This window comes from Streptomyces sp. MBT65 (genome assembly GCF_016612545.1).
Taxonomy (GTDB): domain Bacteria; phylum Actinomycetota; class Actinomycetes; order Streptomycetales; family Streptomycetaceae; genus Streptomyces.
On record NZ_JAENRY010000065.1, the window covers coordinates 24,634 to 46,010 of the forward strand.

Here is a 21,377-nt window from a genome sequence, read left to right on the forward strand (position 1 = left end):
CCACAGGTCCGTCGGCAAGAGATGCCAGAATGGCCGGGCATGACCAGACAGCGCTGTTCAACCGTCTCCTGCATCCGGCCCCGCCTGGTGCGAGCGATTCGATGACCGGGAAGGCGACCTTGGCGGACAACGCAGCTGACGGACCGGCGGGCAAGGGCGACGGGCAGGGCGACACGTCCCGTCCGGTGACCATCGCGTTCATCGCCGAGTCGGCGGGGGTCTCCGTCCCGACCGTGTCCAAGGTGATCAACGGAAAGTCCGGGGTTTCCGCGGACACGCGTGCCCGGGTCGAGGCACTGGTCAACGAGCACGGCTACCGCAAACCCTCCGGGGCCAACAGGAACAACGTCGTGGAACTCGTGTTCCGCGAGCTCCAGCACATGTGGGCCGTCGAGATCATCCGGGGTGTCGAACGGGTCGCCCGCCAGCACCGGGTCGGCCTCATGGTCTCCGAGTTCGGGCTGCACGACACCGCCGAGCCCACCTGGGACGACACCGTCGCAAGGCGACCCAACTGCGTCCTGTCCGTGGCCCAGCTCTCCGAGGCCGAGCGCGCGCAACTGACGGCGAAGGGCATCCCGTTCGTCGTCTTCGACCCCGCGACCGAACTGCCCGACGACGTCCCGTTCGTGGGCGCCACCAACTGGTCCGGCGGCCGGGCCGCGACCCGCCACCTCACCGAACTCGGGCACCGTCGCATCGCCATGATCGGCGGCCCGGAGGACCAGCTGTACTGCTGCGCCCGGCTGGACGGATACCGCTCCGCGATGCAGGCCGCGGGCCTGCCGGTGGATCCGGAACTCGTCGTGCACGCGACCCTCACCCACGAGGACGGCCGCGCGGCGGCCCGTTCCCTGCTGGCCCTGCCCGACCGCCCGACCGCGATCTTCACCGCCAACGACCTCCAGGCGCTGGGCGTTTACCAGGCGGCGCGCGAGGCCGGCCTGCGGATCCCCGACGACCTGAGTGTCGTCGGCTTCGACGACCTGCCGGTCGTGGCCTGGGTGGACCCGCCACTGACCACGGTCCACCAGCCGCTCACCGAGATGGCCGTGGCCGCGACCGAGCTGGCCCTCACGCTCGGCCGAGGTGAAGCGGCGCCTCAGGTCGGGGTGGAGATCGCGACGACCCTCACGGTCCGGGGCAGCACGGCTCCTCCCAAGGGCTGACCCGCAGCGGCTACACGCTGCTCCCTCCTCACCAACTGCGAAGACGCCCGCCCCCGACAGCCCGTCGGTAGTGGGCGTCTTGGCGTGTCCGAGGCTTCCCGCGAAGAGAGTGGGCCGAGCGACCGTTGACCATCAGGGCCCCGCTGGCTAACCTCGGCCAGGAAATTATCTGACTTTGAAGAACGAAAGTTTCGTTCTTCTCATGAGTCTGGCGAAAGCGCGCGACTCACCGGAGCATGAACGCCGTCCTCGCTTCACCCGCCTCGGTCGCACCCCTTGGAGGAGTTCATGCGGAGGTTGGTTCACAGGTATGGCGCCCGTCTGGTCGGGCTTGCCGCAGTGCTGTCGCTGGCAGCTGCTGTCACACCGTCAGCAGTGGCTGCGCCTACGGCCATCAGTGCCTCGGTGTCCGTCGACGCGGGCGGTGCGCTGGCGAGAATCCCGGCGACCGGTGTCGGCATGAACGTCGCGGTCTACGACGGCAACATGAACCACCCCGACATCCCCGGACTCCTGAAGGACGCCGGCACCGGGATGGTCCGCTACCCCGGCGGCGGCTACGCCGACGGCTACCACTGGCAGACGCACACCGTCGAGGGCGGCTACGTCGCGCCCAACACGGAGTTCGACACCTTCATGGGCACGGTACGAGCCGCCGGCGCCCAGCCGATCATCACCGCCAACTACGGCTCGGGCACACCCGAGGAGGCCGCGGCCTGGGTGCGGTACGCCAACGTGACCAAGGGCTACGGCGCGAAGTACTGGGAGATCGGCAACGAGGTCTACGGCAACGGCCTCTACGGCGCCACCTGGGAAACCGACCACCACGCGAGCAAGTCCGCCACGACGTACGCGACCAACCTCGTCCAGTACGCCACCGCGATGAAAGCCGTCGACCCGTCCATCAAGATCGGCGCAGTCCTGACCACCCCCGGAGCCTGGCCGGACGGCATCACGGGAGCCGGCGACCCGATGGACTGGAATCACACTGTCTTGTCGATCGCAGGATCGAAGATCGACTTCGTGATCGTGCACCACTATCCGATCGGCAACAGCCAGGCGGACCTGCTGGGCAAGCCCCAGGCGGAGATCCCGAACATGGCCGCCACCCTGCGCTCACTGATCAACCAGTACGCGGGGACCAACGCGTCCAACGTGGGCATCGCGGTGACCGAGGCCAACGCCAACGCCTACAAGGACACATCCCCGAACGGCCTGTTCGCACCGGACGAGTACCTGACCTGGATGGAGAACGGCGCGTTCACCGTCGACTGGTGGAACCTGCACAACGGCACGGACTGCACCCACGTGACCACGGTCGAAGGCGCCACGGACTACGACGACGGCGGAATCCTCTCCAGCGGAGCCTCCTGCGAGCCGCCCCTGAACACACCCTTCGCGCCGTACTACGGCACCCGGATGATCACCACACTGGGTGCACCCGGCGACACGCTGGTCCGGACCGCCGGCTCGACCTCGACCGTCTCCGCGCACGCCGTGCGGCGGGCCAACGGCGACCTCAGCGTCATGCTCATCAACAAGGACCCCGTCAACGCCGCGACGGTCACGCTCTCGTACACCGGGTTCAGCCCGTCCGCCGCCACCCCGACCGTGTACTCGTACCTGAAGAACGCGACTTCGATCGGCTCCGCGACGACGGGCAGCGCGACCCGCCAGACGGTACCCGCGTACTCGATCGTGGTCGTCCAGCTCCACCGCTGAACCAACCCACCAACAACGTAAGGATTCGATGAGGGTGTCGAGCAAGCCCGAGAAGACCAACACCATCAACAACCCGGTGATCCCCGGCTTCCACCCCGACCCCTCCGTCTGCCGGGCGGGCGAGGACTACTACCTCGCCTGCTCCAGCTTCGAGTACTTCCCCGGGGTCCCCATCTTCCACAGCCGGGACCTCGTGAACTGGGCCCAGATCGGCAACGCGCTCGACCGGCCGAGCCAGCTGCGCCTGCCGCTGGACGCCCGGTCCTCGGGCGGAATCTACGCACCCACCCTCCGCCACCACGACGGCCGCTTCTGGCTGATCGTCACCAATGTGAGCGGGGACGGCAATCTGCTCTTCACGGCCACCGATCCGGCCGGGCCCTGGTCCGATCCGGTCCGTCTGCCCGGAGTTCAGGGCATCGACCCGGACCTCGCCTGGGACGAGGACGGCAACTGCTGGTGCACCACCGCCGGAGTCGGACAGATCCGCATCGATCCCCACACCGGCGAGACGTTCGGCCCAGCGCACCGGCTCTGGTCCGGCGCCCCCGGTGCCAAGGCGCCCGAAGCACCACACCTCTACAAGATCGGCGACTACTGGTACCTGCTGATCGCCGAAGGCGGCACCGAACGCTGCCACGGCGTCTCGATCGCCCGCAGCCGCACACCCACGGGACCGTTCGAGCCGTGCCCGTCCAACCCGGTCCTGACCCACCGGGGCACCGACCACCCCATCCAGAACACCGGCCACGCCGACCTCGTACAGGCACCCGACGGCACGTGGTGGATGGTGCTGCTCGGCGTGCGGCCGGGCGGTGGTACTCCGGGCTGGCATGTACTGGGGCGGGAGACCTTCCTGGTGCCGGTCGACTGGGTCGACGGCTGGCCGGTTGTCGGGGAACTGTCGGCCTCGATGCCCGTCCCGAACTGGCCGTTGCATCCGCAGGCCGCAGTTCCGGCGCGGGACGACTTCGACATGCCGGCACTCGCCCCGCACTGGATCTCACTTCGGCACCGACTTTCGGAGTCGTGCACCACGAAGGAGAAGCCCGGCTGGCTCACTCTGCAGGCACGCGCCGGATCCCTCGACGACACCGACGTCACGTTCGTCGGCCGACGGCAACAACACGTCTCCTGCCGAGTGCGAGCCAGGATCGACGTCGAAGGCGGCAGCGGCGGCCTCGCCGTCCGTCTCGACGAGCAGCATCACTACGACATCGAGGCCACGCCCGGCGAGGCTCAAGTGCGGGCCCGCATCGGCCCGTTGAGCACCGTCGTCGCATCCCGTCCGCTACCGCCCGGGCCTGTGGTCCTCCGCATCGAGACGACTGGCGTGCACGCGGTGAACGATGCCCGCACCGGCCCCGACACCGTCACGATCAGCATCGAGGAGCCGGACGGCACCGTCGTCGAACTCGCCTCCCTGGACGGGAAGTACCTCTCCACGGAGGTCGCCGGCGGTTTCACCGGCCGGGTGATCGGCATGTTCGCCGGTGTCGGCTCCGTCCATTTCGACTGGTTCGAGTACGAGCCGATCGATCGGTGACGAGGCCTGCACCGGGCCGGCATCGCACCGAGCTGAGCCCGACGGGCGAGGCGTTCGCCCGTCGGGCTCAGAGCAGTTGACCTGTCTCCCCTGAGCGCGCAGCCAACGTATGGTCGGTCACCGTCGGCCACGGCGCGAATCGTCGTGGTCAGCCGGTCGGAGTCGGCACACGACTGAGCGCGCATCCCCACCTCCGTAGTGAGTCGACTCCTTCAGCGCCAGAGCGCGGGCCGCCGCTTTGACCTGGGGTATCCCGGAAGCACTCGACGAGCCTCCATCCGGGCCTGCCCGTCCCCGACGCTGTTCCGGAAGGGTGCGAGACCGACCGTGGCCGCCACCGGCGGATGTCCGGAATCTGCAAACGGTCAGGTCTGCCAAGGGAAAGACGACGCCTCCCCCCGCGGGATTCACTCCAATCAGCCCGCGACGAAGGAGGCCCTTCACATGCCCGACCTGCCCACCGGAGAGTTCTGGAAAGACCTCAGGCCGATCGAGAACTCCTTCCGCCCCGACGCCCTCCCCGAGGTCTACCTGTCCAAGGTGGCCACGGACGACGACCGCTACTACGTGCCGTTCACCGAGACGGTCGGCTCCCGCCCGCTGTGGATCAACGTCAAGGACAACAGCTGGGCCGACATCCTGCGGGCAAAGGAGGCAGGGCTGGTAAACCGGCACTACCACCCGCACGAGGTGTTCGCGTACACAATCTCCGGCAAGTGGGGCTACCTGGAGCGGCCTTGGACGGCGACCGCGGGCGACTTCGTCTATGAGGCCCCGGGCGAGGGGCACACGCTGGTCGCCTATGAGAGCGACGAGCCGATGAAGGCGTTCTTCATTGTCAAGGGCCCACTCGTCTGGCTCGACGAGAGCGGAGAGCCCGACGGTTTCTTCGACGTGCACGACTACATCAAGTTGTGCCGCGAGCACTACGAGAAGGTCGGGCTCGGGGCCGAGTACGTCAATTCCCTCTTCCGCTGAGCCGCGGTACCTGGACAAGTTGGGGCGTGGCGACGGCCGTTCTCCTCGCCCAACCGGGCGTCGGTGTCAGCCGCGACCGCGGGGATCCGGGCGTGCTCGCAGGCAGCAGGCCATCGGGATCACCATGGCCGCTCCACAGGCCGCCGACGGCATCAGGGGCAATGCCGTCGCGCCCGGCTTTGTGGTCAGTCCGCGGGGGGCCAGGGGGATCGCTGCCCTACGACCACGGCGCGGGTGCCGATCCGTATTCCGGCCGGGCGCCTTGGGCCGTTGTGCGAGATCGCCTCGACGGCCGGGTTCCTGTGCCCAGCAGCGACTTCGTACTTCACAGGTGCGGTCGTTCCCGTGGAAGGGGCTACCTGGTCGTGTGACGGTCGCCTACGCTGAGCCCTCGACACGCATGCAGTGCGAGGAGGTCACATGTCCAGGCCCTCCGTGATCTCCCAGGCCACCACCGAGCACATCGCACCCGCCGAGCGCATCTCCTACTGGGAGGACTACAACCGCGAGGCCTTGGTGGGCCTGTCCTGCACCTCCTATTCCGAGCAGGGCCTGCTGGCCAGGCAGACCAACATCGAGCTGGGCGGTCTGCGCCTCGCCGACATCACCGGTAACGCCCATGCCATCGAGCGCAGCCCTGAGACAGTCAGGTCGGCGCCCAAGGACTCGGTGTTCGCCTCTCTTCTGCTCAAGGGAGAGGCGGTGTTCCTGCATGAGAACGGATGCCTCGCGGCGACGGCGGGTGAGCTGATCATCTACGACACGCGAAGGCCGTATCTGTTCGGGTTCTCCTCTTCGATGCGCCAGATCCTGGTGGACGTGCCCCGCAGCCTGTTCGCGCCGGGGTGCGAAGGAGGCGGGTGGCCCGGACCGATGCTGTTCGGGCGGAGCGCAGCGCGGGAGGGCGCGCTCGTGGCCGCGCTGAGTTCCCGGCTCGGCGGGCTGGCCGCGATGCGTGACGTGCCGCAGGGTCCCGCAGACGCCGAGGGGGCTGTGCTCGACCTGCTCCGCCGACTCGCCGAGGAGCGTACGGGAGGCAGGCCGGGGTCCGACACCCGCCGGTCGCAGCTCATCGTGGCCGAGGACTACATCGAGCGGCATCTCCATGACCCTGGACTTGGAGCCGCGCAGGTGGCCGGTGTCCTGGGCATTTCGGTACGGCACCTGGGGCGGATCTTCGAATCCACCGGCAGGTCTCCGGCACGGCATATTGCGGAGCGGCGCCTGGTCATGGCGCACCGGGAACTCACCGGGCCCGGGGCGCGGGAGACCAGGATCGCCGATGTCGCGTACCGATGGGGGTTCTCCAGCCAGGCCCTCTTCGCCCGCCTCTTCCGCGCCAGGTTCGGACTCACCCCGAGCGAGGCCCGCGCGGAGGCGACAAAGTAGCGCACGCGCACGGATCATTAGGTTCGGGTCTCCGGTTCTGCTCCCGAACGGATGGTTTTCGCCCGGCGTCCGGGGACGTCGGGTGGCGTCTTCCCGGACCCACTTCCGCAGGGTTTTCAGATGGATACCCAGGCCCCGAGCGATGTCGGTGAGGGTGCGGTCCTTCGAGGAACACGCAAGGTCGCCTGCGTCCCGTTTGAACTCGTCCGAGAGATTCCCTTCGCTTTGCCACCATGGATCACTTCCCCTGGATGACGAAACATCCAGCACCCAGCTGTCGGAATCTCGGGGGTCACTCCAGAAGCCACTGGCATCCGGACAACGGACATGAAGCTCCAGCTGAAGAGGATGGAGATCCAGGAACAGCGGCAACACGGCAAGCCCGCGCCACTCAAGACGGACTACAGCTACGCAGTACTGCCCATCGGTTCGTTCGTGGTGGACAAGTACCGCGCGCACATGGCGCGACGGCGCGCGGCGCCGTCCACCGCCGGTCCGCGTGGACGTGTTCAGTCAGGTGGTCGCGCGCGTCCCGAGGGTTATGAGGCACTCGTGACGGTGAATCGTCACGGAACGCCGGTACGACACGCCACTCTGAGTACTGCCTTCAAAGCGGCCAAGGCGGCCGCACGGGCCAGAGGCGTGATGGTTCCTGAGACGGCCACCTTCCGGCACCTGCGCGACTTCATGGACGCCGTTCTGATCGCATCCGGAGTTCCACCGCGGAGCGTCCAGATACGCATGCGCCACGGCACCCTCGCGATGACGCTGGACACCTACGGGTTCGCCCTGGAGGTGGACTGGGAGAACGCACCCGCCTCCTTCGAGGAACTCTTCGGTATCCCGGCGCCGCCCGGCCTGCCGGAAGCGGCGCCGGTGCCCAGGGCCGAGCGCGTTCCTCCGTCGGACACCGCACCCGTCGAGTCGTGAGGAAGGAGAGGACCATGGAGACTGAACGGAGCCCCGGCGACCGACTCCGAACACGCCCTGCCCGCACTGGTGTGCACGGGATGTGCACTGGTTCCGGCCACCCAGCGGGTCCGGGCTGGTGAGACCCAGTGGCGGCGTGTTGCTATTTTTTACCCCATGTTTTCAGCCCCATCGAGCGGCGGCCCGCTCATTTGGTTAACCTGAGGCGGACGGACAGCGACAAGGGGTCCCACCCACACCCATGGTCCGTCCCGGGACAAGCCGGTCACAACGGCCTGCTCTCACACGAGTAACCGGCGCCACCGCGTCCGAACTGCCTTCAACCCACGCCCGAGCGGGCTCAGGTACCGGACCGGAGACCGGCCGGTGTGCCCCGAGGGTGACCCGACGCATAAGGAGTGTGCGGTGACACCGGAGAAGACGAACAGCGAGCAACGCCCCAAGGACTACGTGGAGCGTGCGGGCCACCGGTCCGACGAGCTCGGCAGCCTGGCCGTGTGGGCACGGTCCGCCCCCATCCGTCTCGCGGGCTACGAGGACGACCTCGCCGAGCCCCACATCCTGCCCAGCGTGGACTGACCCCCACGGGACCCTTCGCGCTCGCCGACGGCATGGGCGTGCGAAAATCGCGCCCATGCTGATCAGAGAAGCCGCGGCCGACGACTGGCCGCGGATCTGGCCTTTCTGGCACCGGATCGTCGCTGCCGGCGACACCTACACCTGGGCCCGGGACACCTCCGAAGAGGCGGCCCGGGCCCTGTGGACGTCCCCGCCCAAGCGCGTGTACGTCGCCGAGGACGAGACCGGAACCGTCGTCGGCTCGGCCTTCGTTACCCCGAACTACGGCGGCCCCGCCGACCGCATCGCCAACGCCGGCTTCATGGTCGACCCCGACCACGGCGGCCGGGGCGTCGGCCGCGCCCTCGCCGAGCACATCCTCACCGCCGCCCGCGAGCAGGGCTTCCGTGGCATGGTCTTCAACGCGGTCGTCGAGACCAACCCCGCCGTCAAGCTCTGGCTCTCCCTCGGCTTCACGATCCTGGGCACGGTGCCGGACGCCTTCGACCATCCCCGCGACGGCCGCGTGGGCCTGCACATCATGCACCGGGCGCTCTAGAAGGAACCTTTGGCCGAGAGGACGGACCTCTTAGTCGAGCGGCGCGGTCCGCACCCACGGGCGCAGCCTCTCCAACTGCTCCGCCAGCTCCAGCAGCGCCGCCTCCGATCCCGGACGCCCCACCAGCTGTACGGCGCAGGGCGCGCCCGAGGGCAGCGTGCCGAACGGGACCGACATGGCGGGCCAGCCGGTGAGGTTCCAAGGGGGCGTCATCGGCGAGTAGTTGGTGTTGGCCAGCACATTGCGCAGCCAGCCCCGCTCGTGCCACGGCCCGGCCTTGGGGGAGCGGCGGGCCAGTGCCGCCGTCAGCAGGACGTCGTGCTCGGCGAAGAAGGGGGTGAGGCGCTCCCGGAGCCGCTCCCGGCTCTTCCCGGTGCGGACGCTCTTCACGAAGCGCCGCCCGATCGCCGCGTGCACCCGGGTCCGCCGCGTCAGCTTCCGCGGGTCGAGCCCCGCCGCGTCCACCGAGGTTCCCGCAGTCCAGTGTGCGAGCGAGGTGTTGCTCAGGGACAGCGGATACGGCGGATCGGCACGCTGCACCGTGTGACCTGCCTTGGTCAGCAGCCCGGCCGCCTCCCGTACGGCGGTCGTATACGGCTTGCTGACGGCCACTCCGGCGAGCGGGCTGCGCACGGAAACGGCGATGTTCCGGGAGACGGGCTCGTCGGGACGTACGACCTCGGTGTCCGCGATGACCGAAAACATCAGCCGGGCGTCCTCGACGGTCGTCGCCAGGGGTCCGTTTTCGGACATTCCGAACCAGTCGCCGTCGCCGATACCGGCCGGGACGACCCCGAACCCCGGCTTGATGGTGACGAGACCGCAGTTCGCGGCCGGAATGCGCAGCGAGCCCATGCCGTCGTTGCCGAGCGCGATCGGCACCATGCCGGCGGCGACCGCGGCCGCACTGCCGCCCGAGGAACCCCCTGCGGTGCGGGTGGTGTCCCACGGGTTGCGGCTGGTTCCGTGGACGCCCTCGGTGGTCCCGAAGACGCACAGCTCGGGCACGTTCGTCAGTCCGACGACCACCGCACCCGCCGCCCTCAGGCGCGCCACGGTGACATGGTCGTGGTCGGCAGCGGTGTCCGGGGTCGCGGCCGAGCCGACCCGGTTGGACTCGCCCGTCACCGCCAGGTTGTCCTTCACGGCCACCGGCACGCCCGCCAGGGGCAGTTGGGCCAGATCGGACCGCGCGGCCACCTCGTCGGCCTCCGCGAGCGCCGCCTCCGCCCGTACCACCCGGAACGCGCCGATCCGCCCGTCGAGCCGCTCGATCCGGGCGAGATGCTCGGCCACCACCTCACGCGGAGTGACCCGCTTCTCGCGTACGGCGGCGGACATCTCGGCGGCGGTACGACCGATCCAGCTGGTCACGGGCGCGCTCCTTCGACCTACTCGTGAGTATGTACGGAGAACTGTGCCCCGATGTCGGCGTCACGTCGAGGGTCCTTCGCCCCCGGAAAGTCGGGAGCGGTTCGCCTTGGACATACGTGACCGTCTTGTTGGACTTTTCGCGGGCCGGTTCCGGGCAGCTGCCCGCTGACCAGCCGGTCCTCCGATCACTGGCCCAACTTGGCTGCCCCCGTTGCCCATTGACAGCCCCTGAGGTCGGTCCAATTATCAGACGTCCGATCAATCGCGACCGGTGGAGTGGCATGGCTGAGCGCAGGAAGAGACGGTACCGGCTGATCGGCTTCGTGGCGGTGTGTGCGCTGCTCGCGGCGCCCGTACCGGCGGTCGCGGTCCAGCAGGAGCGGACGGCGACGCCGGTGACCGTGCCCGCGCTGTCCAACTGGACGCCGGAGTCAGGCAGTTACGACTTCGGCGGCGGGACCCGGCTGCTGGCCGGCAGCGCGAGTGAGCGCAGGGTCGCCGACACCCTCGCCGACGACCTCAAGGCGGCGGGCCACGGAACCGTGCCCGTCGTGCGGGGCGGTGCCGCCCGGCCCGGCGACATCGTCATCGAAGTCCGGCCGACCCAGGGCTCGTTGGGCGCGGAGGGCTATGAACTCCGGGCGGGCAAGCGGCTGTCGATCACCGGCGCGACCGAGACCGGCGCCTTCTACGGCACCCGCACCCTCCTCCAACTGCTCGCCCAGGGCGACCACATACCGGCCGGCCGCACGGTCGACGTACCGCGCTACCAGGAACGCGGGGTCGGCGTCTGCGCCTGCTACATCCACATCTCCCTGCCCTGGCTGGAGAACCTGGTGCGCGAGATGGCGTACCACAAGCTCGACCAACTGCTCCTGGAAATCAAGGTGAAGAGCGACGCGCACCCCGAGGCGAACACCTGGGGCTACTACACCAAGGACGAGCTGCGCCGCCTCGTCGCCCTCGGCGACAGGTACCACGTCGAGATCATCCCCGAGATCAACTCCCCGGGCCACATGGACCCGTGGATAGAGAACCGCCCCGACCTCCAGCTCACCGACAGCGACGGAACCAAGCAGCCCGCCCGGCTCGACGTCACCCAACAGGCAGCGTTCGACTACTACACGAGCCTGATGGACGAATACGCACAGGTCTTCACCGCGCCGTCCTGGCACATGGGCGCCGACGAGTACATGCTCGGCTCCGACTACTCCAAGTACCCGCAGATGCTGCGCTACGCCCAGGAGAAGTACGGCGCGAACGCCACCCCGCAGGACGCCTACATCGACTTCATCAACCGCGTCCAGGCCTACGCCGCGAGCAAGGGCAAGAAGCTGCGCATCTGGAACGACGGGCTCACCGGCGCCAACACCGTGCCGGTGGCGGCGGGCACCACGGTCGAGCACTGGCTGAACGTCCAGACGAAACCGAGCCAACTCATCGCCCAGGGCTACCCGTTGATGAACGCGGCCTACTCCCTCTACCTCGTACGCGGCGGCTTCCACAGCGACACCGAGTCGCTGTACGACCAGAGCTGGGACCCGCGCAGCTTCGAGGGCGAGAAGCTCGCCTCCAGCGCCGGCATCACCGGCGCGAAGATCAGCCTCTGGCCCGACAACGGACGCGGCGAGACCGAGAACGAGGTCACCACCGACACCGAGCCCGCGCTGCGGCACCTCGCCCAGGCGACCTGGGGCGATCCGCACCCCGACGCCACCTACGCCCAATTCACCGCGCGGGGCACGGCGGTCGGGCATGCGCCCGGGTGGCGGGACCTGACCCGGGTACCGGTGCCGGACGGGACGTACACCCTCCGCACGGCGGGCGCCTCCCTCGATGCCACGGTGCAACGCACCCCGGACGGCTATGCGACGGTGCGGACGGCAGAGGGGTGCCTGGAGACAAAGGGCGGCAAGCTGACCCTCAACGTGCCGCTCCAGCCCGGAGTCTCGGCGACCCCGCAGCCCTGCGACGCCGCGAACACCATGCAGCGCTGGGAGTTGGCACCCGCACCGGGCGGCTACCGGCTGGTGAACGCGATCACGCGGATGGCGCTGAGCATCGCGGACGACGGCCGGCTCGTCCAGTACCCGCCGGACCAACACTCGCCCGCCACCTGGCACTTGACCGCACACTGACCAGACCAGAGGAGTCCCACCCCCATGGCGCTCTCCAGACGTCTCTTCGTCCTCTCGGCCACCGCGCTCGCCGCGACCGGCACCACCACGCTGCCCGCACTCGCGGCGCCCCTGCCCCCGACCGGCGACCGCTCCCGCATCCCCGTCGGCCCGGACGACACCGAGGCCGACCTGGTCCGCAAGGCCTCCCAAGTCCGGCCCACCGCACGGCAGGTGGCCTGGCAGAAACTGGAGCGGACGGCGTTCCTGCACTTCGGCGTGAACACCTTCACCGGTCTGGAGTGGGGGACCGGCGACGAGGACCCGAACGTGTTCCAGCCGACCGGTCTCGACACCGACCAGTGGGCCCGCGCCCTGCGTGACGGCGGCTTCAAGCTCGCCATCCTCACCGTCAAGCACCACGACGGCTTCGTCCTCTACCCCTCCCGCTACACCGACCACACGGTCGCCCACAGCAGTTGGCGTGCGGGGGAGGGAGACGTACTGCGTTCCTTCGCCGACTCCATGCGGCGGTACGGCCTCAAGGCCGGCGTCTATCTCTCGCCCGCCGACGAGAACCAGTACCTCCACGGCGTCTACGCCAACGGCAGCGCACGCGCCACACACACGATCCCCACACTCGTCGACGGCGACGACCGCGCACCGGACGCCTTCTACGCACTGGACGCCACCGACTACGGCGCCCATATGCTCAACACCCTCTACGAAGTGCTGACCGAGTACGGCCCGATCGACGAGGTCTGGTTCGACGGCGCCCAGGGCCGTATCCCGCCGGGCAAGGTCGAGGACTACGACTGGGACAGCTGGTACACCCTGGTCAGGACCTTGGCCCCGGACGCGGCGATCGCCGTGACCGGACCGGATGTGCGGTGGGTCGGCAACGAGGGCGGCACCGCGCGCCAGGACGAGTGGAGCGTCCTCCCGGTCAAGGAGGAGCAGTACGGCCGCACGGACTGGGCGCTGTCGTACGACACCCCCGACGAGGGCAGCCGTACCGCGCTCGTCTCGGCGCAGCCCACCACCGACTACCTCCAGTGGTGGCCCGCCGAGTGCGATGTGTCCATCCACGACGGCTGGTTCTACCATCCCGATCAAGTCCCCAAGAGCGTCGAGGAGTTGATCGACATCTACTTCGGGTCGGTCGGCCGTAACTCTGTCCTGCTGCTCAACGTGCCGCCGGACACGGACGGTCTGCTGGCCGCCCCGGACGTGGCACGCCTGCGTGAGTTCCGCGAGCGCGTGCACCGGGAGCTGCCCGAGGACCTGGCGCGCGGGGCCCGGAGAGTCGTCTCGCCGGGACGGGTCACCGTCGACCTCGGTAGGGAACAGGCCGTGGACCGCTTCCGCTTGGCGGAGGACATCGGGCGCTACGGCCAGCAGGTCGAGGGCTTCGTGGTCGAGGCGTACCTCGACGGGGCCTGGACGGAGGTCACCCGCGCCGGGACGATCGGCGCGAGCCGCATCCTGCTGCTGGCCACGCCCGTAGAGGCCCGGCGGTGGCGGATCCGGGTGACGGCGGCCCGGGACGCCGTACGCATCGCGGAGTTCGGGCTGTACCGGTCGCGGGTGTGACGGTCAGCTGTCCTTGAGGAGCTTCTCCAGGAAGGCCACGGACTCGGGGGCCGGCGAGGCCACCATGCTCAGCCGGTCCATGACCGCGAGATAGCGGTCGACCTCGTCGGGCTTGTCCAAGTAGAGAGCGCTGGTGAGCTGTTCGAGATAGACGACGTCGGGCAGGTCCGGCACCGGGAAGCGCAGCACGGTGATCGGACCGCCGGCGGCGGCATGGCCGCCCACGTGGAACGGCAGCACCTGAAGGGTCACGTTCGGCAGGGCGGCCGTCTCGATGAGGTGCCGCACCTGCTCGCGCATCACGTCCGCACCGCCGAGCGGACGGCGCAGCGCCGCCTCGTCCACCACGACCCACAGCCTCGGAGCGCCGGGCCGGGTGAGCAACTCCTGGCGGGTCATGCGGAGTTCGACGCGGCGGCGGATCGAGTCCGGGGTGTCGGTGGGGCGGCCGAGCCGGATGACGGCCTCCGCGTACCCGGCGGTCTGCAACAGGCCGGGAATGAACTGGACTTCGTAGGTGCGGATGAGTGAGGTGGCCTCCTCCAGCCCCAGGTGCTGCTCGAACCAGGCCGGGAAGGAGTCGCCGTAGGCGCGCCACCAGCCGGGTTCGTTGGCCCGGCGGGCCGAGTCCAGGAAGTCCTGGCGCACGTCGGGCTCTTGGAGGCCGTACAGCGTCAACAGGTCGGCCACGTCGCGCTCTTTGAAGCCGACGCGGCCCAGCTCCATGCGGCAGAGCTTGGCGTCCGAGGCGCGTATCGCCGAAGCGGCCGTGTCCCGGCTGATGTTGAGGGACTCGCGCAGGCGGCGCAGGCGCGTGCCCAGCATGATGCGCTGGACCGTCGGACCACCGCGCTGAAGGCTCAGCACGTCCGAACCCGAAGGCGCGTATTCAGGTTGAGCTGCAGTCATGTTCATCCCCTCGGCGGTCGCGCCGATACCGTCCGCAAGTTTTCGGGACTCAAAGGAGGATCGTAGCACCGAGGTTCCGGATAACTGCGGGGAGTGAAGGAGCCGGAAGGCGCCGGCCTGTGTCCGGCGCCTTCCGGCCGATCCGCGGGTTTGCCTGACCTCAGCGGCCGGGGAGTAGGCCGTCGAAGTCGCCGTCCTTCACACCGCGGACGAACGCGGAGATCTCGGCACTGGTGTAGACGAGCGCCGGACCTTCGGGATGGCGCGAGTTGCGCACGGCGATGTGACCGTCCGAGAGCGCGGCCAACTCGACGCAGTTGCCCTCGGGGTTGCTGTGGTGGCTCTTGCGCCACTGAGCGCCGTTCAGCAGGGTCGCCGCCATGCCGTTCTCGTGCACGATCTGAGGCCTCATCGCTCCCCCGGAAGATCAGATGCAATTGCAGCTTCAATTGCACCCATTGGTGATGTGGAGGACGATAGCCCTCGGGGACACCGCTCGCAAGATCATCTGCAATTGCAGCGGTAATTGCCGATGCACTTGCGTTCGCAGGGTCAGTCGGAGGACCATGTTCCGGACAGGTGTAGCCGCGCAGTTGTTCTCCTCCCAGGGGTCTCAGGGGTCGCGATGTCCGCAGAGCAAGTCGTACGGCCGACCAACACCCTCCACATCGAGGGGACTTGGGAGTGGCTGTGCCGAGCCGTGGACGAGGTGGGCCGGCCCGAGCCGGGACAGACCGTCACCCTGGTCCCCACGGTCGGGGACGGGCGCGACCCCGCCCTCTGTTCCGTCCTGGTCGTCCCGCCGATGCCTCAATCGGCCCATGTGGCACGGGACTTCACTCGCGCGGCACTGACCGGCCGGGCCGGGGACGAGGTCCTCGACGACATGGCGGTCACCGTGTCGGAGCTGGTGAGCAACGCGTTGCGCTACGGCCGGGCGCCCAACTCCCCTGCCGAACCGCAGCCTTCGCTCTGGCTCGCGGTGTGGGACCGGCTGCCGTACGCGGTGTGCGCGGTCACCGACGACAGCGATCGCATACCCGTGGAGGGCAGCCCGGACGAGTTCGCGGAGTCCGGGCGCGGTCTCCAAGTGGTCTCCGCGCTCAGCGAGTCGTGGGGCTGGAACCTGCGGGCGGGCGGCGGCAAGACGGTGTGGGCACTGTTCAGACTCTGACGCCGGGCGCGCAAGAAACCGCACGCACAAGGAACCGGACACACAAGAAAGCGGGGCACCGGCTCAACGCCGGTGCCCCGCTTCGCTGTTGCTGCTCAGACCTTGCGGCCGATACCGCAGATCGTGTCCACGTCGGACGGACCACGGCCCACGTCGACGGGCTCGGGCCGCCACCGTGAAATGGGGACGATGCCGGGTTCGACGGCTTCGAGACCGTCGAAGAAGGCCGTCACCCGCGCGGGGCTGCGCAGGTAGTAGGAGCTGGCCGAGTTGGCGTTGTACACCGAGATCGCCTGGTTGAGCGCCTCGTTGGTGTCGGTGCCGTCGGTCAGCGCGAGATAGCTGCCCGGGGGGAGCGCCTCCAGGAAGCGGGCCACGACGGCATCGGGCTCGTCCGAGTCCGGGATCTGGCCCAGGATGCCCAGCATCGTCAGGGCGATCGGCTTGCTGAAGTCCAGTGTCTCTGCCGCGGCTTCGAGGATCCGCTCGGGATCGCGCACATCGGCCTCGACGTAGGCGCAGGCGCCCTCGGGGGCGCTGGTGAGCAACGCCTGCGCGTGCACCAGCACCAGCGGATCGTTGTCGACGTAGACGATGCGGCTCTCGGGCGCGATGCGCTGCGCGACCTCGTGCGTGTTGTCGACGGTCGGCAGGCCTGTTCCTATGTCGAGGAACTGGCGTATGCCCGCCTCCGCGGCGAGATAGTGCACCGCCCGGACCAGGAAGCCTCGTTGGAGGCGGGCGAGCAGGGCGATGTCCGGGAACATCTGGATGATCATTTCGCCGGCTTCGCGGTCGGCGGCGTAGTTGTCCTTGCCGCCCAGGAGGAAGTTCCACACACGGGCGGAGTGCGGCCGGTCGAGCTGGAGCCGGTCGGCCAGCGGGTCTTCGGAGGTCATGGGCAAAGCCTCACACGAAGTACCCGGCGGTGTCCGGCGATTCGGCCGCGAACCGGGAGACACAGCACTTTCACAGCCGGGCCGGTCCCGTGCTGTCCCGCTCGATCAGCCGCGGCACCGGCACCCGCACCGTGCGCGCCGGGCCGCCGTCCAGCAGCGCGGTCAACTCGCGCGCCGCCGTACGGCCGAACTCCACACTGTCCCGGGACAGTGCCGACAGCCACGGCCGGACCATGCGGCACAGCGCGGAGTCCTCCCAGGCGACCACCGACACGTCCGCCGGTACGGAGCGGCCGAGTTCGGTCGCGGCGGCCACCCCCGCGACGGCCATCACGTCGTTGTCGTAGATCAACGCCGTTGGTGGAGCGGCGACTTCGAGGACCCGGCGGGTGACCGCGGCGCCCGCCGCGTCCGAGTAGTCCGTGGTCACCGAGTGCACCTCGGTCAGTCCGCGGCGCGCGGCCTCGGCGCGCAGGGCGCGGATCCGGCGCTCGGTGTGCGCGAGGCCCGGCAGGCCCGCGATGTGCGCGATACGGCGGTGGCCGCGCGTGTACAACTCGTCGACCACCGACGCCATCGCGCCCGCGTCGTCGGCCCACACCGTCGACAGACCGGGATGCTGCTCGTCCGGCGCGCCGCCGATCACCACGGCGGGCAGGCCCAGTTCGTCGAGGAGATCGGGCCGCGGGTCCGCGGTGCGCGGGTCGGCCACCAGGACGCCGTCCACGCGGTGTTCGGCCCACCAGCGCCGGTACACCGCGCACTCGTCCTCGACGTCCTCGGCCATCTGGAAGAGCAGCCCGAGATGGCGCTCGGCGAGTATCTCCTGGATGCCCGAGACGAGTTGGAGGAAGAAGGAGTCGACTCCGAGTGTCTCCGCGGGACGGGCGAGGACGAAACCGACCGTCGCCGCACCTTCCCCGGACAGTGCCCGCGCCGCCGTACTGGGCCGCCAGCCCAACTGCTCCGCGACCCGGCGCACCCGGTCGCGGGTGATCTCGGAGACGCCGGGCCGGCCGTTGAGCGCGAAGGAGACCGCGCTCTCGGACACACCGGCGCGCTGCGCGATGTCCTTCATCGTCGGCCGACGCGCGGGCGACCGCTTGCCTGACAAGCCCGTTCTCCATTCCACCGGCACTGCGCACTAATGCGCTTGAGTCAGCACACCCTAAAGCGCATTAGTGATCGACCGCAAGAATGCCAACGCACCTCTCTCATCAGGGATGTTGGCCGGATCCGGCCAACTAATGAATTTAGCTGAGCGGAATCCATTGACTCGCCCGCCGGAGAGCGTGCAAGGTCTGCCCCGGCACGATTGGCCACCCCCACCGCAAAGGAGCCACACTCCGTGCGCATCTCCCGCAGAGTCTTCGCCGCCGCTGCCGCCGCCGTAGTCCTCATGCCGCTGAGCGCCTGCGGCTCCGGGGGAGACGACGGCGGCTCGACCGACGCCTCGGGCAAGGTCGAGGGCGACATCACCTTCCAGACCTGGAACCTCCGCGCCAACTTCAAGTCGTACTTCGAGGGCGTGATCTCCGGCTTCGAGAAGCAGTACCCCGGCACCCATGTGAAGTGGATCGACCAGCCCGCCGAGGGCTACGCCGACAAGATCAGCGCGGACGCCGCCGGCGGCACCCTGCCCGACGTCGTCAACGTCTCCCCGGACCTGGTCGCCCCGCTCGCCAAGGCGGGCCTGGCGCTCGACCTCGACAAGTCGGCCGCGAAGTACAAGAGCGAGTACCTTGCCGGGGCTTGGGCCAGCCACGAGATACCGGGCATGACCGGCACCTACGCCTTCCCCTGGTACCTCAACACCGGCCCGCTCTTCTACAACAAGTCCCTCTTCAAGCAGGCCGGACTCGACCCCGACCAGCCGCCGAAGACGTACGACGAACTCTTCGCCCAGGCCCTCCAGTTGGCGAAGAAGACCGACGGCAAGGTCGCCACCCTCGCCAACGTCCCCACCGTCGAGGACTTCGGCCGCTACGGCGTCCAGCTCATGAACAAGGCCGGCACCGCCTTCGCCTTCAACGACGCGAAGGGCATCGAACTTCTCACCAAGTACAAGGAGTTGTACGACGCGAAGGCCCTCGACCCGCAGGCGCTCACCGCGACCCCCGAGTCGTCCGGCAAGAAGTTCCTCACCGGGGCCGTCGCGATGAACCCGGGCAGCGCCCTGGACCTCGACAACTTCAAGAAGCAGGCGCCCACCCTGTACAAGAACATCGGCATCACCGACCAGATCACCAGCACCGGGCACGTGAACATGTACGTGATGGGCGTGATGGTCAACTCCAAGACCAAGCACACGCCCGCGTCCGTGGCCTTCGCGCACTACGTCACCGACGCCCAGCAGCAGATGTCGTTCGCGAAGAAGGTCGCCATCTTCCCGAGCACCGCCGGTTCCCTCGACGACCCGTACTTCACCAAGGAGGACGGCACCGACGAGACCCGGGTGCGGATCGCCGCCGCCAAGTCCCTGAAGAACGCGGAGAACTACACGCCGGTGCTGTTCAGTGAGCAGATGAAGACCGCGCTGCGCAACGAGGTCGCCAAGGCGCTACAGGGCAAGGAGAGCCCCGAGACGGCTCTTGACAACGCTGTCAAGGCCTGCGACACACTGCTCCAGCAGGAAGGCTGAGGGTCCCATGGCCGACGTGTCCCGCGTGCGGCGCCAACTGCCCTCCAGTCCCTGGCTGTTCGCCGCCCCCGGGCTGCTCGTCGTCGGCGCCTTCGTGCTCTATCCGTTCGCCTCCACCGTGGCCAACTCCTTCACGGACCGGCGCACGCTGATCCCCGGCCACTTCGTGGGCTTCGCCAACTTCCGCGAGCTGTGGCACGACGACATGTTCTGGACCGGCCTGCGCAACAGCACCCTGTACATCCTCGGGGTGGTCCCCGCGCTCGTCGTACTCCCGCTGCTGCTCGCCCTGTTGGTGCAGAAGAACATCCCCGGCATCACCTTCTTCCGGTCCGCCTTCTACACCCCGGTCGTCGCGTCGATCGTCGTCGTCGGGCTGATCTGGGTGTGGCTGCTCGACGAACGCGGCCTGGTCAACTCGCTGTTGGAGACGATCGGCGTCGGCCGGATCGGTTTCCTCAGCGACCAGTGGCTGCTGCTGCTCAGCGCCATGGCCGTCACGGTCTGGAAGGGCCTCGGTTACTACATGATCATTTATCTGGCCGCGCTCGCCAGTGTGCCGCGCGAACTGCACGAGGCCGCCTCGGTCGACGGCGCGGGCGCGATCCGCCGCTTCTTCACGGTGACCGTGCCCGCCGTCCGCTCCACCATGGTCCTCGTCGGCGCGCTGTCCTCGGTCGCCGCCTTCAAGGTGTTCTCCGAGGTCTACCTGATGGCCGGCCCGAGCGGCGGACCGGCCGGCGAGGACACCACCCTCGTGATGCTCGTCCAGCGCACGGGCACGGGTCTGACCGGGCGGGTCGGTTACGCCTCCGCGCTCTCGGTCGTCGTCTTCGTCGTCACCGTCGCCCTGATGCTGCTCGTGCTGCGGGCCGACCGGAAGGAGGACGCTTGAGCGTCATCGAGCGCAGAAGACCCGTACCGGAGACGGCGGTTCGCGAACCCCGCGTCACCGACGAGCACGGCCGCCGCATCCGCGGCTGGGAACTCGCCCTGCGCTACACGCTGTTGCTCGTCGTCCTCGCCATCACCGTCGGCCCCTTCGTCTGGCAGCTCTCCACCTCGCTCAAGGGCCCGACCGAGGACATCTACAGCTCACCGCCGACCTTCCTGCCCGAACACCCCACCCTGCACAACTACAAGAGGGTCGCCGACACCATCCCCGTGTGGGACTACGCCTTCAACTCGCTGAAGGTCGCCGCCGCCAACGTCGTGACGAACTGCGTCGGTTCGGCCCTCGCGGGCTACGCGCTGGCCCGGCTGCGCTACCGGGGCCGCCGCGTCGCCACCCTCGTCTTCATCCTCGCGATGCTGGTGCCGGTGGAGGGCATCATCATCGCCCAGTTCACCACCATGCGGGAGCTGGGCCTCAACAACACCCTGATCGGGGTGGTCCTCCCGGGCTGCATCGGCGCGATGAACGTCCTGCTGATGCGCAACGCCTTCCTCAACCTGCCGTACGAGATCGAGGAGGCGGCCTACGTCGACGGCGCCAACGTGTGGCAGCGGTTCCTGCGGATCGCGCTGCCGTCGGTGAAGGGGACGATCGCCGTCGTCGCGATCTTCGCCTTCATGGGCGCCTGGGACGACTTCCTGTGGCCGCTCATCGTGCTCAGCGACCCGTCCAAGTTCACGCTCACCATCGGCCTCAACTATCTGCACGGCACCTTCGCCAACGACGAACGCCTCGTCGCCGCCGGAACGGTCATCGCCGTGGCCCCGCTGATCGCCCTCTTCGCCTGCCTCCAGCGGTACTTCTTCCGGGGCGTGGGCGAAGGCGCGGTGAAGGGCTGACGTCTCCTTGCCCTCAGACACGCAC

General features: G+C 68.8%; 19 protein-coding genes. 14 read left to right on the forward strand and 5 right to left on the reverse strand.

Annotated features, from left to right (window positions below; all coding sequences use genetic code 11):
- Positions 1-101 precede the first annotated feature (101 nt).
- From JHN63_RS17125 to JHN63_RS17160, 8 genes are all read left to right on the forward strand, one after another.
- The gene (locus tag JHN63_RS17125) at positions 102-1,169 is read left to right on the forward strand and encodes a LacI family DNA-binding transcriptional regulator (protein WP_200681927.1); all 1,068 of its coding nucleotides are present in this window, start codon (positions 102-104) and stop codon (positions 1,167-1,169) included.
- Between the two features lie 375 nt (positions 1,170-1,544).
- Positions 1,545-2,891, forward strand: a complete 1,347-nt coding sequence (locus JHN63_RS17130; protein ID WP_200681928.1) for a cellulose-binding protein — start codon at positions 1,545-1,547, stop codon at positions 2,889-2,891.
- Between the two features lie 28 nt (positions 2,892-2,919).
- Entirely contained in the window at positions 2,920-4,437 is a 1,518-nt protein-coding gene (locus JHN63_RS17135; RefSeq protein ID WP_200681929.1) for a glycoside hydrolase family 43 protein, read from the forward strand.
- Between the two features lie 444 nt (positions 4,438-4,881).
- Positions 4,882-5,415, forward strand: a complete 534-nt coding sequence (locus JHN63_RS17140; protein ID WP_200681930.1) for a 2,4'-dihydroxyacetophenone dioxygenase family protein — start codon at positions 4,882-4,884, stop codon at positions 5,413-5,415.
- A gap of 420 nt (positions 5,416-5,835) precedes the next feature.
- Positions 5,836-6,804 (forward strand): helix-turn-helix domain-containing protein, encoded by a 969-nt coding sequence (locus JHN63_RS17145; RefSeq protein WP_200681931.1) that lies wholly within the window; start codon positions 5,836-5,838, stop codon positions 6,802-6,804.
- Between the two features lie 312 nt (positions 6,805-7,116).
- A complete protein-coding gene (locus JHN63_RS17150; protein ID WP_307781907.1) occupies positions 7,117-7,734 on the forward strand; it encodes a tyrosine-type recombinase/integrase in 618 nt (205 codons plus the stop codon).
- A 405-nt stretch (positions 7,735-8,139) separates the two neighbouring features.
- On the forward strand, positions 8,140-8,313 hold the full coding sequence (locus JHN63_RS17155; RefSeq protein WP_200681933.1) for a hypothetical protein: 174 nt from the start codon (positions 8,140-8,142) through the stop codon (positions 8,311-8,313).
- Between the two features lie 55 nt (positions 8,314-8,368).
- Positions 8,369-8,851 (forward strand): GNAT family N-acetyltransferase, encoded by a 483-nt coding sequence (locus JHN63_RS17160; RefSeq protein WP_200681934.1) that lies wholly within the window; start codon positions 8,369-8,371, stop codon positions 8,849-8,851.
- A gap of 30 nt (positions 8,852-8,881) precedes the next feature.
- Here the strand turns inward: JHN63_RS17160 and JHN63_RS17165 are convergent, their stop codons facing one another.
- Complete coding sequence (locus JHN63_RS17165; RefSeq protein WP_200681935.1) at positions 8,882-10,225, reverse strand: amidase; 1,344 nt, start codon at positions 10,223-10,225, stop codon at positions 8,882-8,884.
- A gap of 281 nt (positions 10,226-10,506) precedes the next feature.
- On the opposite strand from JHN63_RS17165, the gene JHN63_RS17170 reads away from it, so the two are divergent.
- Positions 10,507-12,363, forward strand: coding sequence for a family 20 glycosylhydrolase (locus tag JHN63_RS17170; RefSeq protein WP_200681936.1), 1,857 nt, complete (start codon positions 10,507-10,509; stop codon positions 12,361-12,363).
- 24 nt (positions 12,364-12,387) lie between these two features.
- On the forward strand, positions 12,388-13,935 hold the full coding sequence (locus tag JHN63_RS17175; RefSeq protein WP_200681937.1) for an alpha-L-fucosidase: 1,548 nt from the start codon (positions 12,388-12,390) through the stop codon (positions 13,933-13,935).
- Positions 13,936-13,938: 3 nt separating this feature from the next.
- Here the strand turns inward: JHN63_RS17175 and JHN63_RS17180 are convergent, their stop codons facing one another.
- Complete coding sequence (locus JHN63_RS17180) at positions 13,939-14,844, reverse strand: helix-turn-helix transcriptional regulator (RefSeq protein ID WP_200681938.1); 906 nt, start codon at positions 14,842-14,844, stop codon at positions 13,939-13,941.
- A gap of 160 nt (positions 14,845-15,004) precedes the next feature.
- The gene (locus JHN63_RS17185; protein WP_234477210.1) at positions 15,005-15,256 is read right to left on the reverse strand and encodes a DUF397 domain-containing protein; all 252 of its coding nucleotides are present in this window, start codon (positions 15,254-15,256) and stop codon (positions 15,005-15,007) included.
- 213 nt (positions 15,257-15,469) lie between these two features.
- Between JHN63_RS17185 and JHN63_RS17190 the strand changes: the two genes are divergently transcribed.
- Positions 15,470-16,018: an ATP-binding protein gene (locus JHN63_RS17190; RefSeq protein ID WP_200681939.1), complete on the forward strand. Its 549-nt coding sequence runs from the start codon at positions 15,470-15,472 to the stop codon at positions 16,016-16,018.
- Positions 16,019-16,113: 95 nt separating this feature from the next.
- Here JHN63_RS17190 and JHN63_RS17195 read toward each other — a convergent pair whose 3' ends face one another.
- Complete coding sequence (locus JHN63_RS17195; protein WP_200681940.1) at positions 16,114-16,917, reverse strand: SAM-dependent methyltransferase; 804 nt, start codon at positions 16,915-16,917, stop codon at positions 16,114-16,116.
- Between the two features lie 70 nt (positions 16,918-16,987).
- Complete coding sequence (locus JHN63_RS17200) at positions 16,988-17,995, reverse strand: LacI family DNA-binding transcriptional regulator (RefSeq protein WP_200681949.1); 1,008 nt, start codon at positions 17,993-17,995, stop codon at positions 16,988-16,990.
- 270 nt (positions 17,996-18,265) lie between these two features.
- Here JHN63_RS17200 and JHN63_RS17205 point away from each other — a divergent pair, with 270 nt between their 5' ends.
- The 3 genes from JHN63_RS17205 to JHN63_RS17215 are packed head-to-tail and all read left to right on the forward strand — an operon-like array spanning position 18,266 to position 21,352.
- Positions 18,266-19,558, forward strand: a complete 1,293-nt coding sequence (locus JHN63_RS17205) for an ABC transporter substrate-binding protein (RefSeq protein ID WP_200681941.1) — start codon at positions 18,266-18,268, stop codon at positions 19,556-19,558.
- A 7-nt stretch (positions 19,559-19,565) separates the two neighbouring features.
- Positions 19,566-20,453, forward strand: a complete 888-nt coding sequence (locus JHN63_RS17210) for a carbohydrate ABC transporter permease (protein WP_200681942.1) — start codon at positions 19,566-19,568, stop codon at positions 20,451-20,453.
- The gene (locus JHN63_RS17215) at positions 20,450-21,352 is read left to right on the forward strand and encodes a carbohydrate ABC transporter permease (protein ID WP_200681943.1); all 903 of its coding nucleotides are present in this window, start codon (positions 20,450-20,452) and stop codon (positions 21,350-21,352) included. The genes JHN63_RS17210 and JHN63_RS17215 overlap by 4 nt, the downstream gene beginning before the upstream one ends.
- Positions 21,353-21,377: the final 25 nt, after the last annotated feature.